This is a genomic window from Neorhizobium sp. P12A (assembly GCF_008365395.1).
Taxonomy (GTDB): Bacteria; Pseudomonadota; Alphaproteobacteria; order Rhizobiales; family Rhizobiaceae; genus Rhizobium.
Genome location: NZ_QOVX01000006.1, coordinates 362,409 through 377,949, shown reverse-complemented (window position 1 = coordinate 377,949; position 15,541 = coordinate 362,409). Strand labels below are relative to the sequence as shown.

The window sequence follows — 15,541 nt, the reverse complement described above, 5'->3', positions numbered from 1 at the left end:
GGGTTCGTCTTTAGAATCAGTAGCTTGATCTAAAGTATACCTGAAACCGCCGGGCTTTGCCCGCCGATGTATCGCGATTCCGTCAATAATTTCAGCGATTTACCGTTTATGGATGGGCACTAGACTAGCCAAAAACCCGTTCGTAAAAGCGTCCTCCGTCTCACTCATCTCCCGCGCCCAAGGACTTGGGCGCACTGGATTCCTGTGACGAGCACAGGAATGAGGGAGGTTGGGACACGCCCTCGCAAACAAGTATCGCATGGCCGGGCAGGGCGGGGACGACGTGTGTGCAGAATCTCTCGCCACACGAGATCATCTTGCAACGCCTCGCAACGCAAAACGGCGCGCCTTGCGGCACGCCGTTTCGAAACTTTGGCTTCGCTATGATGCGAAAGGCTTAGGCCTGGATGTTGACGGCCTTCGGGCCCTTGCCCATGCGATCCGGCTCGGTGTCGAAGGTAACCTGCTGGCCTTCGCGGAGCGTCTGGATGCCAGAAGCCTGGAGAGCGGAAATGTGGACGAATACGTCCTTAGCGCCGCCGTCCGGAGTGATGAAACCAAAACCCTTGTCCTGGTTGAAGAATTTTACGGTGCCCTTGGTGGCCATGGGAGAAGTCCTTTGTCCCTTTGTCAGTTCAGTATCCGCACCCTCGAGAGGAGGCGGACGGCTTACCCTTCACACAGACGTGCGAAGGCTCAGTCGAGAAGTCACGTACGGGGAAAGAACGTCTACGCAGAAGGGGAAATCCCCCGGGGCCGCTGCCTCGCGCACGCGGCATTGCCACATCAGTCCAGTCACCGGCATGCAAATGCCCGAGGCCGCTATCGGTGACAGCATTTTCGGAAAAAAGCAAGCGGCAATATTATGGCACAGCGATAAACGTCGCGGATAGCCCTCGAAAATCAAGGGTTTGATGAAAAGTACCACATCCGGGCGAGTGATCGTACCAATTTTAGACGGTTGCCCGATCCAAAGCGGGACATAGTCCCATCCGACAACCATAGATCAATGCTGCGGCTTTATCGATTCACCATGCGGTGATGTGACGTCAGACATATCGCCCAAAAGAGCGATGTCAATGCGTCAAGGTCGAGGCGCCAAGGTCAATGCGCCAAGTCCTCTGCCATCTTCAGGTGTTCCTGAAGCGTCGGCAGGGTCTGCTTGGCGAGCTGCGGCACCGGACGGTCGCCCTCGCCGGCCTTTTCCTGGAATTCCGATATCGCCTGCTTATGGCCTGCGATCATGAATTGCGCGAATTCCTTGTCGAAATCCGTGCCGGAAAGGCCCTGCAGCTTCTGCTGTTCCTTCACGGCATCAGGCGGCAGGGCCTCCATCGGCTTAACCTGCAGGGCGGGCGCCAGCGCCACGGCGGCGTCCTTGCCCTTCTGGTGATCCGTCACCAGCGTCTGACCATACTTGCGCACGTCGTCGGTGCTGCCCTTCTGGACCGCCAGCTGGCCGAGCGCGATCTCGGCATTGTCGGTCTTGATCGCGTCGCTCAGGAACTCCTTGTCGCTCTTTGCCAGCGCTTCCGATGCGATCAGGCAGCCTATCAGAATGGCGGTGCCTGCCAGCATGATTCTCGCCGTTGTCGTCCTCTTCATGGGAACACCTCGCTTTCGGATTTCCCTTGTTTTCTTCAACCTAGGCTTTCTTATTCAAACTGCACAAAACTTCCTTTGTTCCTTCGATCTAGGGCGCCAGGCGCCGCATCGCAGGCCTCTCTCGAAGATTTTACGACAGACTTGCCGACAGGGGAAATCGCGCTTCGGCTGGCGGCGCGCCAGGGTGTCCCGATCGCGCTTCATTACTAAATCGTAACGTTCGAATTAACCTTTCGTTAATCGCGCCTGCCTTCAAATGGCCATCGTTCGTTCCGGCCGGTCTGTCCCACGACCGCGTTATCTTCCCACACAATCGGCAGGAAAAATCATGTCCGTGAAGCCTATCGCCATTGCCTTTTGGCTCCTCCTTTCCAGCGCCTCCATCGCCGCGGCCGCGCAACCGACGCGGATCAACGAGTTCGACGATTGGGGCGTCTATTCCTACGCATCCAAGCAGGGGACGGTGTGCTACGCGCTGTCCATGCCGAAGCAAATGAAGCCGGAAGGAATCGACCATGGGCGGAATTTCTTCATCGTGTCTCCCGGCGGTGACGGCGGTTCGGCCTATGTGCCCGAAGCGATCATGGGTTATCCGCTGAAGGCGGGATCGGCTGTCAACATCACCATCGGCGACGACAAGTTCGTGATGTTCACCAAGGACAACGCCGCCTGGGTTCAGAAGGAGGGTGAGGAGCCGCAGATGGTCAGCGCCATGCAGGGCGGCAGCGACATGCTTGTCGAGGCGACCTCGAAGCGCGGAACGTCGACCAGCTATTCCTATTCGCTCTCCGGCATCACGGCGGCGCTGAAACAGGTCGCCAAGTGCAATTGAGCCGGGCCTGACATGCCCAGAATGAAGGCAAAGAGCGGGCGGCGCGGCCGCGTGGGCCCTGTTTTCGGCGGGCTGGCGGCGGTCTTCGCAGCCGTTGCGATCTGTTGCACCGCCATGTCGAAGCCTGTCCTGTCGAACCAGATTGACAGCAAGCCGGGGCAGGCGCCGCTTGCCACCGGTTTCCAGCGCGGGCGCGAGACGGGCCTGCCCGTGCCGCGCTTCGTCTCGCTGAAATCGCGGCAGGCGCGCATGCGCGTCGGGCCGTCGCTCGATTATGCCACCAAGTGGATCTACACCGCCCAGGGCCTGCCCATGGAGATCACGGAGGAATACGGCCACTGGCGGCGCGTGCGCGATTATGCCGGCACGTCCGGCTGGATGTATGGCGCGCTGCTTTCCGGCCACCGCACTGGCGTGATCGGGCCCTGGCTGAAGACGACGGCGCCGCTCAGGACCGAAGCGGATGCATCCGCCACCGAGATCGCCGCGCTCGAGGCCCGCGTCCGGCTGACCATATCCTCCTGCGACGGCAAATGGTGCCACGTAAAGCTGCAGAAACACGATCTGGCCGGCTATGTCAGGCAAGGCGAGATCTGGGGCGTCTATCCCGGCGAGGTGGTGAAGTAGGCTGCTTCGACCGGGCCGGCGGACCGGGCGGCAATGCCGATCGGTCCGATCGATCACGGGCGCAACACCGGATCACACAAGGCGCTATTTCCTTTCTCGGGCGCCGCCGATCCTCCGCCACAGACCGCGCAGGTGGCGGATCGTCTCTCTGTCGGTTGATGACATTGCCAGTTCCACCTCGAGCCTTGCGAGGTCGAGCTCCCTCCATGTCTTGCCATCAGCCGGGCCGGGGTCGAAGCGGGAGCGCATCGCCCGGTGCAGCAGCTGCCCATAGGCCTCGTTCTCGGCCTCGGTCAGATTGCGCAGGCAGAAGGGACTGTCGTCACGCTCCTGGATGAACCTGCAGCGTCCGTTGCGGCGACAGCTGCGTGTGTAGCAGCGCAACTGCGGAATGGCCATCAGCTCCGCCACGCGGCGTTCCAGCAAGGAAAAGCGCACGGGTTCGGCGCGCCAGCGTTCCAGTACCCAGTCCTCCCACTCGTTGCGGGGCTTCGCTCCGTTGAAGAGATATCGCTCGATCCGTTCTTCCTGCGGCGTGGCCATGTCCTGTCTCCCGGTTCCTGTCCAATGGCGGCGGGCATGGGAAGGCAGCCACGCGGGCCGTTCGGTCCCCATGTCGTCGTCGGTCTTTTCTTCCGGCAGAGCCGGGCAGTCTCGGACGGGGCGCTGAAAGCTGCCTCGTTAATAGGTAAAAAAGTGGCACCTCTCAGCGCCCCGTTCGGCGGTTTATGCCCGCAACTCCGGTCCCTCTGCGACTTCCGTTTTATCCGAGATGTCAATTCGGACGGAAACCATGTGTGCCGCACAGGCACGCCCGGAGCGAAACCCGAAGAGTTTCCCCTTCGCCGTCTCCGGAGGGAGACCATTTTCTGCGGACCCGGAGCATGAGGCTTTGCGTCTTCCCCTCACGACCCGCGCCGGTCCCGCCTCACTGCCACGCCTGGCAGCGTATCCGAGGACGGAACGACAGGGATTATAGGGGAGGTGGTGAATAGCGGGGAAAAGCGAGCGGTGATTTTCGCCCAAGTCGCTGGCGTTCTTCACTGGAGGACGACAGTTCGTCCTCTTTCGTCATTCCCGGGCTTGTCCCAGGAATCTGCCACGTCTCAACGAGTCCGACGGTTGCAGATGCTCGGGACAGGCCCGAGCATGACGCTGCGTGCGGGGCGACCGGCATTGCCTGACGTGAGGCTGCTCAAGCTGCCAGTATGCGCTTCACCAGACTCCGCCTTCAGGCGGATTTGGCAACCGCGCTTCCGGCCATGGCCGGCGCGCCGTGCGCTGGAGCGGCGCCGGACAGTCTCGACTGCACCATGTCGACGCTGCCGCGCACATGGATGACAGCCGGCTGGCCATTATGCCCGGCGACCGCGAAGGCAATGATGGAAACATCCGGCTCGAAGGCGGTGACATAGATCACCTGGGCGGGATTGACGTAGACGACCTGGTTGTTGGTGCTCTTGAAACCGATCATCGCCATGCTGTGAGTCTCCGTAGGCTTAGGCTTTGTTTGCTGGGAGATATGGCAGGGATTGGTTGATGGAGGGTTAGCGCGGAGGGCGAAGGGTTGGGGGTGAGCAATAGATATTGACTTACTTTGACGCGGTCGGTGGAGCCAATCTAGTTCCGTTCCACTTTTTAACTAGACGATCCACGATTTTCATCTCAGGGTTGACAATGTTGTGATTGATTCCTTTATTCTGATACGGGCGAACAGCTATGATGTGGCAAATAAATAATATAAGTGAAAATAGTGTAGAGGCTTTACTTAAAAAGGAGGAGGATCAATTTTGTGATTTTAAGGATAAGTCAAATGTCGCAAAGTGTACGAAAACAATTAGTGCATTTGCAAATGCAGACGGCGGCGACCTTTACATAGGTATACGAGACCGAGCGGAAGATGATCGACTGGGATATTTGTTTGTAAATCCGGAGGAGGCTAATGGCTGCATCAGCGCAATTTACGAGCAATTTGCAGAAGGCGTTGAATATCTCTACGTTGAATATCTTCAATTCCCGGCTGGTGGACTTTGTTTGCATGTGATTGTGCAGAAAACACCCTTCGTAGTTTACTCTTCAGACAAGCGAGTTTTTAAGCGGCAGAATGCATCAGATCGCGAACTGAAAACGGCGGCTGATCAGCAGGCACTTTTTCTCGAAAAGGGAATTCGGAGCTTCGAAGACGCAGCGGTTGAAGCAACGTCAGGCGAAATATCAAAAGCCCCGTTGATGAAAATTTTTCTTGAGAACGTTGTTCCCCATTCCACTGTTGAAGATTTGCTCAGGAAAGAACGTCTTTCAACAGACGATCGTCTTCGCGCCTGCGCTCTTCTTCTATTCGATGAAAATCCTCAGTCGTTGCTGCCGCAAGCAGCAGTAAAGCTGTATCGTTACCGAACTTTGGCGAGCGAAGGCGACCGTGAGGATCTAGAGGGGCAGCCGCTAACTATCGAAGGTCCGATTTATGACCTGATATATAAGGCAGTATCCAAGACTAAGGAAAAGGTTGAAGAAATACCGTTGATGAGTCAGGGCGGCCTAGCAAGTATCAAATATCCCGAAGAAGCAATTCACGAGGTAATTTGTAATGCGCTTCTACATCGCGACTATAGCATTAACGATTATGTGCATATTCGCGTATTTGATAACCGAATCGAGGTAGAGAGCCCGGGCCGGCTAGCCGGCCCGATAACCGTAAAGAATATTTTGAAGCAACGATTTGTCGTAACAAAAAAATTGTTCGTCTTATTGCAAAATTCCCATCACCGCCGAATAAAGATGTTGGCGAGGGACTCAACACCGCATTCAGAGCAATGCAGCTTCTAAACTTAGGTAAGCCTGAGATAAGTGAAACTGAAGGCAGTGTAATTGTGCGCCTCAAGCATGAGCCTTTGGCTTCAAAAGAGGAATTAATTCTCAAGTATCTCGAAAAAAACAACCAAATCAACAATACTACCGCGCGTGGCGTCTGTAATGTTCAATCGGATAGTGTCATTCGCAAACTATTTCATTCTATGATTACAGCCGATGTCATTGAGAAGGTACCGAATACCAGAGGCAAAGGCACAAGGTATCGCATCAAAGAGACCGTAAAGAGCTAGGCGGCCTAGCAGTTGCGGGCTATCGCGTCGTCTTACCGACCCGGCCGCCCCGTCTTCCCCTTCGTCCGTCCCTTCCGCTTCTGATCGACCGGGTCCTCATAGCTCCCGACGCCCGCCTTGCCGCGAACGATCGGGCGCGGGTCGTCACGTTCCGGCTGGCCTTCCAGCAGGGGTGAGAAGCGCTTCTTCGTGCTGATCGATTCCGCCGGCCTTTCCGGCAGGTTGCCTGACACGGGCTTTTCGGTGCGGCCGACGGTCATTTCGTCGAGGTCGTTGCGGCGGAAGAGGCTCTTGCCTGCGGGTTCGGCGACGTCGCGGCCCATTTCGTCCAGCTTGGGCTTGCGGAAGAGGGGGCGGGCGGTGTCTGTGCCCGGGCCCATGTCGTCGAGGGTGGGTTTGGCGAAGTAGGAGGCGCTGGTGGGCGTGGCCCCCTCATCCGCCCTGCCGGGCACCGCCCGGGGACGGGCCGCTCGTCCCGTCCCGTCCTCCGGACCCCCGCTGGGTAGAAGGGACTCGCGGGTCGCCTTGGCGTTCCGCTTGATGCCCTCCATCGACTTCGCTTCCTCGCGCGCCATCGGGTCGTCCATGGCGGCGAGTTCGACGGCCTTGAGGCGTTTGATTTCGTCGCGCAGGCGGGCGGCCTTTTCGAAGTCGAGGTCGGCGGCGGCGTCGCGCATGCTCTTTTCCAGCGCGTTGAGATGGGCCTGCAGGTTGTTGCCGACGAGGTTGCCGCCGTCCGCAAAGCCCTTGCCTGATGCGCCAGAAATGTCGGCGCGGACGTGGTCGCGTTCGTAGACCGAGTCGAGGATGTCGGAGATCTTGGCCTTGACGGATTCCGGCGTGATGCCGTGTTCCTCGTTATAGGCCATCTGCTTTTCGCGGCGGCGGCCGGTTTCCTCCATCGCCCGCTTCATCGAGCCGGTGATGGTGTCGGCATAGAGGATGACCTTGCCGTCGACGTTTCGGGCGGCGCGGCCGATCGTCTGGATCAGCGATGTCTCCGAGCGGAGAAAACCTTCCTTGTCGGCGTCGAGGATGGCGACGAAGCCGCATTCGGGAATGTCGAGGCCTTCGCGCAGAAGGTTGATGCCGACGAGGACGTCGAAGGCGCCGAGGCGCAGATCGCGGATGATCTCGATGCGCTCCAGCGTGTCGATATCGGAGTGCATGTAGCGGACGCGGACGCCCTGTTCATGCAGATATTCGGTCAGGTCTTCCGCCATGCGCTTGGTCAGCACGGTGCAGAGCGTGCGATAGCCCTTTGCCGCGGTCTCGCGGATTTCGCCGACGACGTCGTCGACCTGGGTACGGGCGGAGCGGACTTCGACCGGCGGGTCGATCAGGCCGGTCGGGCGAATGACCTGTTCGGCGAAGACGCCGCCGGATTGTTCCAGTTCCCAGGCGGCCGGTGTCGCCGAGACGGCGATCGTGTCGGGGCGCATGGCGTCCCATTCCTCGAAGCGCAGCGGCCGGTTGTCCATGCAGGAGGGCAGGCGGAAGCCGTATTCGGCCAGCGTCGCCTTGCGCCTGAAGTCGCCCCGGTACATGCCGCCGATCTGGCTGACGGAGACGTGGCTCTCATCGATGAAGAGCAGGGCGTTGTCAGGAATATATTCGAACAGCGTCGGCGGCGGCTCGCCGGGGTTGCGGCCGGTCAGGTAGCGCGAATAGTTCTCGATGCCGGCGCAGGAGCCGGTTGCCTCGAGCATTTCGACGTCGTAGCGGGTGCGCTGCTCCAGGCGCTGCGCTTCCAGCAGGCGTCCGGCCTTTTCCAACTCGGCAAGGCGGATCTTCAGCTCTTCCTTGATCGACTTGATGGCGCCGTTCAGCGTCGGGCGCGGGGTGACATAGTGCGAATTGGCGTAGATCTTGACCGATTTCAAGTCGCCGGTCTTCTGGCCGGTCAGCGGGTCGAATTCGGTTATGGCGTCGATCTCGTCGCCGAACATCGAGATGCGCCAGGCCGCGTCTTCCAGGTGGGCCGGGAAGATTTCGATCGTGTCGCCTCTGACCCTGAAGCTGCCGCGCTGGAAATCCATGTCGCGGCGCTTGTATTGCTGGGCCACGAGGTCGGCCAGCAGCTGACGCTGGTCCAGCCGGTCGCCGACCTCCATCTGGAAGGTCATGGCCGTATAGGTCTCGACCGAGCCGATACCGTAGATGCAGGAGACGGAGGCGACGATGATGCAATCGTCACGCTCCAGCAGCGAGCGGGTGGCCGAGTGGCGCATGCGGTCGATCTGTTCGTTGATCGAGCTTTCCTTCTCGATGAACGTATCCGAGCGCGGCACATAGGCTTCCGGCTGGTAATAATCGTAGTAGGAGACGAAATATTCCACCGCATTGTCGGGGAAGAAGTTCTTGAACTCCGAATAGAGCTGGGCGGCCAGCGTCTTGTTCGGCGCGAGGATGACGGCCGGGCGCTGCGTCGCCTCGATCACCTTGGCCATGGTGAAGGTTTTTCCCGAGCCCGTCACGCCGAGCAGGACCTGGCTGCGGTCGCCGTTCGACAGGCCCTCGACGAGGTCCTTGATGGCGGTCGGCTGGTCGCCGGCGGGCTCGTAATCCGACTTCATGCGGATGGCGATGCCGCCCTCGGATTTTTCGGGGCGGGCAGGGCGGTGCGGCGTCCAGATCTTGCCGTTCTTGTGCAGCGGGTTGCCGCTCTCGATCAGCGCCGACAGGGCCTCGACCGTCGCGGTCACGGCCGTGCCGGCATTCAATGAGGCGGCATCCTCCAGCGAGACATCTAGGCCCGAGACCGGGTTGAGGCCGGCGGCGGCGCGGGTCTTAGGATCGGTCGAGCCGCCCATGGACGTGCCGCGCGCCGATTTGGAGGCGGCAATCTCCACCTTCTTGCGATGCTTGCCGGCCTTGGAGGCTATCTGGCGCTGGGTCTCGACGCCCGATGCCTCCGCTTCGGACTCGAGCTGCTTCACCCAATCGGCGACGGAGCCAGACAGGGGAGCGCCTTCGAAAGACGATTGCGGGGCTTCCTCGAAACCAGTCGGGGCGGGGGATTTTTTCGGAGTTTTGGCCATGGGCGGAATATGGAGGGAGTCAGCGCAAATGTGAAGGGGGTATGAGTACAAAAGGGAAACGGTTTGGTATTGAAAACTTGCCCCGTGGCCGATGGCCTTGCGGGGAGCTAGGCCTCGCGGGCCGGCCGTTTATGCCATCCGGTTCTGCTCAAGGTGGGCAGGCCGACATAGTCCTGAATGTTCAGGCGAAGAACGAAAATCTGGACCGCCATGGGCACGAGAACGCCCATGATAGTGGCCGTGACAAGTATCGGCGCGGGGTCCTCGATATGCAGCAAGCGCACGAAGGCAAAGCGGCAGGTCGACACGATGATGATATGCATCACGAAGATCGCCATCGAGCATTGGCCGATCAGGGCGAGAAATCTAAGCGGCGCAGTTTGGGCCAAGTTCCGCTCCAGACAGAAGCATGTCGAAACCAGCGCCGCGATGCCGAGAAAGGCCGCTAGGATCGGCAGCCTTTCCGGAACGCCGGTCAGCAAGCTGAACAGGGCCACGACGAGGAATCCCGCAGTCAGCAGCATTGCCGCCACGCCTGATGTCGGCAGATATCGCAACAGACTCTTGTCGCGAAGAAAGATCCCGATCGAGAAATAGAAGAAGCCATAGGCGACGTCCTGGATGACGTCAGGCACAAGCAGGAATGTCGAAATGAAGAATATGAAGGCGAGCGCCATCATCAGGCCGGTGCCGAGCCTTATCAGCAGCATGGCGAGCACATTGCCGAAGAACAGGGCGTAGAGGAACCAGTAGGGCGATATGGGATCCCACAGGATTTCAAAGATGCGGGAAAGCGACATCGCACCGTTCGTCGCGCCCGAACCGGAGACCGCATAGGCGATGATGCCCTGGATGATCGACCACAGGAAATAGGGATAGACGATCGCCCTTGACCGGGTCCACCACCATTGCTGCGGCTCTTCGGTGGCCGGGCCGCGAAAGAAATATCCTGATAGAACGAAGAAGAGCGGCATGTGGAATGTGTAGATGACGTAGTCCGAGATCACGTAGCCGTACATGACGTTGGCGGCGACCAGCCCCCGTTGGGTATGGCCAAAGACCACGAGAATGATCGCCACGCCCCGTGCGATATCGAACGCCATTACTCTCTTGCGTGCTTCTGCCATGGGATCAGTCAATTCCGGATTTCAACTGACGGGAAGGCGGCGTTGCTATCGTGATCTAGGTCGTTTTACAGGGCGGGACAGTGATGACGGGGAGCATCAATGCATATTTTATTTCGGTTTGCGATGCCCCGAAGGGTTTTATTGTGCCTTATAGGGATCGAAGCAAACCAAGGCGGGAATAATTTCGCCTCATTGTGCTTTGGGTTGCTGAACGGAAAAGGCCCAGCCCCGGACAAACGCAAAATCAGACCGTCGGGCTAGGAATGAACGACCACTCCTCGGCCATGAACTCAAGCGTTTCGTCGCGAAAATAATAGAGAAAATGTCGGGAGTTAGCCGTGTCGGCCCGGATTGTCTCCCAAGGCACCGCATCGCGGATCGGGTCGTGGCCAATTAACTCATAGAATTTGCCCCAATCCGGAGCTATGCCGCTGTAGCGACCATGACCATCGACCTCATACCATTTATGATCGTTGGTTTCGTCCCAGCGCCACCGGGTGCAACCGATAAAGCTTAGAGTGCTCCACGCCTCATCAAACCTCGGTCCCGCCTTCGAAAATAGGTTCAAAGCCTTGAAGATACCCGACGGCTCTTCGTCTCGCACAGGCCTGTACGAGCGGAAACGGACGTCAACCGAGGAGGCTGCAACGGAAACCTCAGGATCTGGCGCGTTTGGCTCGGCGGCCCAACCTTGACCGAGCTCTAGTTCTACAAACCTAAGCATTCACCACGAATAGTCGAATTGCATGACGACTTCCACCTAACGCAGTCATCAAGCTCTTATGGGGTCACGGCCTGGTGGCGCCCTGGGGGCGCCACGCTATCGATCGGCAAACCGATCTTGTGTCATTAGCCGCCGTCGGCTTCAGTCCGTGCGCTGCCCTGCCGCGTCGAGGATCAGATCGGCGATCACATCCGGGTGGGAGATCAGCGCGAGATGGCTCGCCTTGACCTCGATCGTCTTGGCGCCCATGCGCTTGGCCATGAAGCGTTCAAGGTCCGGGTTGATCGTCCTGTCCTCTGTCGAAACGGCGTACCAGCTCGGCTTCGAGCGCCAGGCGGCGACAGTGGTCTTGCCGGTCAGCAATTCCTTGTTGAACGGCTCCTGCACGGCATAGAGAACCTTCGCTTTGGCTTCCGGCAGGTCGCCCGCGAAATCATGCAGGAATGCTGCCTCGGTCAGGCGTCCTTCGTCGCCGTCGAAGACGATGCCGGCGGAGGCCGGCGGCGTTGGGTAGGTCTTTGCCAGCGCCGTATAGTCTTCACCCGCATCGGGGGCTCGTGCGGCGACATAGACGAGGGCGGAGACATTCGGATGGACACCTGCCTCTGTCACCATCATGCCGGAAAAGGAGTGCCCGACCAGAACAGTCGGCCCATCCTGCCGGTCGAGCACGCGCTTAACCGAGGCAACCGCATCAGGCAGAGTCGTCAACGGGTTTTGCACGGCGGTGGCATTGAGGCCTGCAGCCTGCAATCGCGCGATCACCTCGGTCCAGCATGATCCGTCGGCAAACAGCCCGTGGGCAAGCACGACGTTGCGGGCCTTCACCGGTGCTGAGGTCGCGGCCATGCTGGCGCGGGGCGAGATCAACGTGGCGGCGGCGCCTGCAAGCAGCGCAGTCGAGAAAGTGCGTCTGTTCATCATCATGATTTGGGTTCCTTCTGCCTCGAGTAGCCGAGAGATTGGGTATGCGAAAGCATGCCATTGCTGACTGGGAGCCGGAGCCAACAGGATTGGCCGGCCGGTAAGGGTTTGTCGAGAGTGTCCATCCAGGTCCGGCGTAACAGACAGGTTCCATATCACGCCGTATTGCGAAAATTTCCCCCTGCGCATCCCCATTCCACGTTCTGGTCGCTTCGTGTATGCGCAGTGCGTCTTGAATGGTTAATGTGTATTCCAATTGCGAGCATTCGTCAATTATTGAATACATAACAGCTTCGTGATAGGGCTTTTGCATGCGCAAATCGCGTATTGGTTTTTGCTTGCATGCGCACGGACCGCATTGTCGAATGCATGCGTGATATGGAGGATGAGATGGCGGATGGATTTGAAGCGGAAGATGAAGCCGGCGATCGGGGGCTATTGTCTGACCGGATCCGCAATGCCCTGACGGACGAAATCACCGCCGGCGTGCTGGCGGCAGGTTCCGCACTGGACGAGCAACAGCTTGCCGACCGTTTTGGCGCCTCCCGTACGCCCGTTCGTGAAGCGCTCCGTCAACTGGCGGTCAGCGGCCTCGTCGAAGTTCGTGCCCGGCGCGGCGTCATCGTCGCCCACATGACGCCCGAGCGCATCATGGACATGTTCGAGACCGTGGCCGAGATCGAGGCCATGTGCGTCAGGCTTGCCACCTATCGCATCACGCCGCTCGAGCGAAGCCAACTGATCGAATTGCACGAGTCCTCCGAGGCGTTGGTCGAGAGGGGTGATTTTGACGCCTACGATGCGTTCAACATCGAATTCCACGACTGCCTCTATCACGCCACCCACAACAGCTTTCTCGCCGAGCAGGCGATAGCGGTCCGCTCCAGGCTCAATGCCTTCCGGCGGACGCAGCTTCGCCAGAGCGAGCGCATGCGCCGATCAAGGGACGAGCACGATGCCATCATGCAGGCGATCGCGGAGGGCGACGGCGACATGGCGTCCCGGCGCATGCGGGCTCACATGCTGAACGCAGCCACGGCGCTGCGCCGCTTCATCGAAGCCAGCAGAGGTCAATGAATCTGCCTCCTGGTCGTGGTGGGCGTTTTTGTGGAATTCGGTAGTAAATGCCATCGACAAGGCGCGAGGGCTGCCTTGCGCCGATTGCGGCCGTTGCCTTTCTTCGTTAAACGACGGGAGCTCGATCTATCGATCACAGTTGGGCGAGGACCATGACTGGCACATTGATTTCGTTCCGGGAATTCCTGAAGACGGGAAATTTCGGGCCAATTACACCTGATTCAGTTTTACTGGATGTGGCCAGAAAATTGGGCGCCCCGGAAAGCTTTATCACGACATACGCGAAAGACATCCCGACATATTGGCGGTACGGAAAATTTGAGATCGGTTTTGAGGAGGAGGCACCATACAAAATCTATTTCTACCAGATCGAGTGGGCGTCATACCTCGAAGGGCCTTACGAGTTGATCAAGGACGATATCGTTCTCCTGCTTGAGGGGCTGCACGGCAGCACCAGACCATCCGAGTTTTTGCTGGCTGATTTGTGGAAAGCGGAGGATGTTGCCGTTAACTTCGGGGCTCTGTGCGACGACCTCCATCTGAACATCTCATCGGGCGCGATAGAAATCGTTTTTGAAATCGATTCCAGCTTCGTCGACGGGAATGATGCCGAGAAGTATCTGGCGAATTCCAATCTTCAAGATGTCGTGAAAGACATCGATCATCGGACGCAGATCAATTCGATTGTAGTCAGCGCATCCAGGTCAGAAGCGGTCTCAGCCGTCGATTATTTGCACCGGCACAAGTTATCAGGACGCGAGTACCTCCGATTTTCTGAACGATTCTCATGAAGCCTTTCAGCGTAGTCCTTCCCAAACAAGCTAATCGGCTGCTTTGAGCCGAATCCGGCCTACTCCACGATATGCATCCGCTTCGGAACCAGTTACCGGCCATCCGCCGGTAAGAAAAACTACCTATGGATTTCTTGCAGAAGTATGATCATTCCCGCAATTCGGGCATTGCTTGTTGGGCAGGAATTGTTGAGGAGGCCAGCTGATTTTTTTGGAATTCCATAGCGATACAGTTCGCTCACGAGCATATAGCGATGCGCCACAGATCGGGCATTTGAAATAGAAAATTGCTGGAATACCGTGAGCAAGCCAGATTACTGCTCCCGCGATCGTACGGATTGTTCCATATAAGCGCGTCAGCTCTGAAAACCAAAAAATTGAAGTCACGAATACGAGGGAAACCCACAGGGAATATAGGAACGCCGTTCTGTAAATTGACATGGCTTCGCTGCTTTTGTCATCATCCGGTGAGCCATAGATCACAAACCCCGCCAATGGCAATGATTGTCTGCAATGGCCCGAACGCGGGCTATCGACTGGACTTCAGCTTAAGCGTGCGCGCCAGTCTGATTTTTCCTGCCGCACATCGAGATGAGTTGAGATGAAGCAACCTCGCCACTGTGTCGTTGTTGCAGTGAGCGCTCTATCCGGAGACGGTATGTCGATTTATAAATTTACCAAACGGAAGCTTATTTCGCACGGCGTGTTATATTTCGAAACTGGAAAAACGATTCTGGACGACAAGCAGCTCTTTCTATTGTTCGTAAAACTTGAACGTGCGCGAAGGCTTGCTGATCTCTGTATAATCCAGTCCAAGATCGAGGAAATTGCGGCGTACACAAAGAAGGTCGACAAGTTCTACCTGATTTTATTCGCATACATGTATATCCGATTTTCAGATTTCACGCCTCATATAGAGCATGCGGAGGTACGCCTCGATAACGGTGACGTGCCATATATCAAGGATTATAGGTGCCCCCTTTCTCAGCCAGAGATTGCAATCGGCGAGTGGGCACTTTCGATGTATGAAAAATACGAACGCCACTTTTTCAGAGCCATGAATTTAAGAGACCAGCGAGTAAAGTCGCTTGGCTGATCTCACTTCAATCTGGAGTTCGGTGACAAGGCCTGCTCCCTACCCATTCTCGTGGGTGGGGGGAGCTTTGCGCCGACGGCATTGAAAAGCTCGAAATTGATCAAATCACTGATGAGATGGGAAGCGTTGGCGTTGTTGACAGGTTACTTCAGCGCGAGCGCTGTGCCCGAAATCCGGGGTTTGTCGCCCCAATCAAACTCAAGCATATTGGCAAAGCTGCCATAGCGCAGTTCATCACCGTAGTTCCATAAGCAGAGAATGGGGCTGTCATTGCTCATCAGAGCCAGTCCGACAATCACATCATGATCATCGAGGATCTGTTTGACTGTATCGATATCGTCGGCTGAAGCAGGAAGATTGCAACGGTCGTTCAACGGGTGGACTTCGATCCTTCCTGCCTCCTCCATGTTTACGGGGCCTGCAAGAGACTGATCATCCGTGAAAATGCTCTCGCCATCGCCGGCGCATCGTATCCGAATGCCAAAATTGTCGGAAAATTCGATTCGAATGGAAATAGGACTGACCCAATCCAACTCGCCATCAAAACCATATAAGGCCGCGCTGATCGACTTTATCTTCATTCTGGCTTCTCTGCC

The 15,541-nt window shown here is 57.7% G+C and carries 16 protein-coding genes; 7 read left to right on the top strand and 9 right to left on the bottom strand.

The window, feature by feature from the left end; translation table 11 throughout:
• Window positions 1–397 precede the first annotated feature (397 nt).
• Window positions 398–607, bottom strand: coding sequence for a cold-shock protein (locus DTW90_RS19975; RefSeq protein WP_132524047.1), 210 nt, complete (start codon window positions 605–607; stop codon window positions 398–400).
• Between the two features lie 497 nt (window positions 608–1,104).
• Complete coding sequence (locus DTW90_RS19970) at window positions 1,105–1,605, bottom strand: DUF4142 domain-containing protein (protein ID WP_149340441.1); 501 nt, start codon at window positions 1,603–1,605, stop codon at window positions 1,105–1,107.
• A 328-nt stretch (window positions 1,606–1,933) separates the two neighbouring features.
• Here DTW90_RS19970 and DTW90_RS19965 point away from each other — a divergent pair, with 328 nt between their 5' ends.
• Window positions 1,934–2,437: an invasion associated locus B family protein gene (locus tag DTW90_RS19965; RefSeq protein WP_149340439.1), complete on the top strand. Its 504-nt coding sequence runs from the start codon at window positions 1,934–1,936 to the stop codon at window positions 2,435–2,437.
• 12 nt (window positions 2,438–2,449) lie between these two features.
• Entirely contained in the window at window positions 2,450–3,064 is a 615-nt protein-coding gene (locus tag DTW90_RS19960; protein WP_246664979.1) for an SH3 domain-containing protein, read from the top strand.
• 84 nt (window positions 3,065–3,148) lie between these two features.
• Here the strand turns inward: DTW90_RS19960 and DTW90_RS19955 are convergent, their stop codons facing one another.
• Both DTW90_RS19955 and DTW90_RS19950 read right to left on the bottom strand, forming a co-directional pair.
• Window positions 3,149–3,607 carry a hypothetical protein gene (locus DTW90_RS19955; protein WP_149340437.1) on the bottom strand — a complete coding sequence of 153 codons (459 nt, stop codon included), beginning with the start codon at window positions 3,605–3,607 and terminating at the stop codon, window positions 3,149–3,151.
• Window positions 3,608–4,295: 688 nt separating this feature from the next.
• A complete protein-coding gene (locus DTW90_RS19950) occupies window positions 4,296–4,544 on the bottom strand; it encodes a hypothetical protein (protein ID WP_149340435.1) in 249 nt (82 codons plus the stop codon).
• Between the two features lie 239 nt (window positions 4,545–4,783).
• On the opposite strand from DTW90_RS19950, the gene DTW90_RS19945 reads away from it, so the two are divergent.
• Together DTW90_RS19945 and DTW90_RS19940 are read left to right on the top strand one after the other, a co-directional pair.
• The gene (locus DTW90_RS19945; RefSeq protein ID WP_149340433.1) at window positions 4,784–5,890 is read left to right on the top strand and encodes an RNA-binding domain-containing protein; all 1,107 of its coding nucleotides are present in this window, start codon (window positions 4,784–4,786) and stop codon (window positions 5,888–5,890) included.
• On the top strand, window positions 5,878–6,165 hold the full coding sequence (locus DTW90_RS19940) for a hypothetical protein (RefSeq protein ID WP_149340432.1): 288 nt from the start codon (window positions 5,878–5,880) through the stop codon (window positions 6,163–6,165). Before DTW90_RS19945 ends, DTW90_RS19940 begins: the two co-directional genes overlap by 13 nt.
• A gap of 32 nt (window positions 6,166–6,197) precedes the next feature.
• Here the strand turns inward: DTW90_RS19940 and uvrB are convergent, their stop codons facing one another.
• From uvrB to DTW90_RS19920, 4 genes are all read right to left on the bottom strand, one after another.
• Window positions 6,198–9,206: an excinuclease ABC subunit UvrB gene (gene uvrB / locus DTW90_RS19935; RefSeq protein WP_149340430.1), complete on the bottom strand. Its 3,009-nt coding sequence runs from the start codon at window positions 9,204–9,206 to the stop codon at window positions 6,198–6,200.
• A 107-nt stretch (window positions 9,207–9,313) separates the two neighbouring features.
• Window positions 9,314–10,309 (bottom strand): acyltransferase family protein, encoded by a 996-nt coding sequence (locus DTW90_RS19930; protein ID WP_188079987.1) that lies wholly within the window; start codon window positions 10,307–10,309, stop codon window positions 9,314–9,316.
• Between the two features lie 268 nt (window positions 10,310–10,577).
• Window positions 10,578–11,057, bottom strand: a complete 480-nt coding sequence (locus DTW90_RS19925) for a hypothetical protein (RefSeq protein ID WP_149340426.1) — start codon at window positions 11,055–11,057, stop codon at window positions 10,578–10,580.
• 141 nt (window positions 11,058–11,198) lie between these two features.
• Window positions 11,199–11,984: an alpha/beta hydrolase gene (locus DTW90_RS19920; RefSeq protein WP_132524055.1), complete on the bottom strand. Its 786-nt coding sequence runs from the start codon at window positions 11,982–11,984 to the stop codon at window positions 11,199–11,201.
• Between the two features lie 387 nt (window positions 11,985–12,371).
• Here DTW90_RS19920 and DTW90_RS19915 point away from each other — a divergent pair, with 387 nt between their 5' ends.
• The 3 genes from DTW90_RS19915 (at window position 12,372) to DTW90_RS19905 (ending at window position 14,945) form a co-directional block, all read left to right on the top strand.
• Window positions 12,372–13,058, top strand: a complete 687-nt coding sequence (locus DTW90_RS19915; protein ID WP_132524056.1) for a GntR family transcriptional regulator — start codon at window positions 12,372–12,374, stop codon at window positions 13,056–13,058.
• Window positions 13,059–13,210: 152 nt separating this feature from the next.
• Complete coding sequence (locus DTW90_RS19910; protein WP_132524057.1) at window positions 13,211–13,849, top strand: hypothetical protein; 639 nt, start codon at window positions 13,211–13,213, stop codon at window positions 13,847–13,849.
• Between the two features lie 658 nt (window positions 13,850–14,507).
• Window positions 14,508–14,945, top strand: a complete 438-nt coding sequence (locus DTW90_RS19905) for a hypothetical protein (protein WP_149340424.1) — start codon at window positions 14,508–14,510, stop codon at window positions 14,943–14,945.
• 143 nt (window positions 14,946–15,088) lie between these two features.
• Here DTW90_RS19905 and DTW90_RS19900 read toward each other — a convergent pair whose 3' ends face one another.
• Window positions 15,089–15,526 carry a hypothetical protein gene (locus DTW90_RS19900; protein ID WP_132524059.1) on the bottom strand — a complete coding sequence of 146 codons (438 nt, stop codon included), beginning with the start codon at window positions 15,524–15,526 and terminating at the stop codon, window positions 15,089–15,091.
• Between the last annotated feature and the right edge of the window lie 15 nt (window positions 15,527–15,541).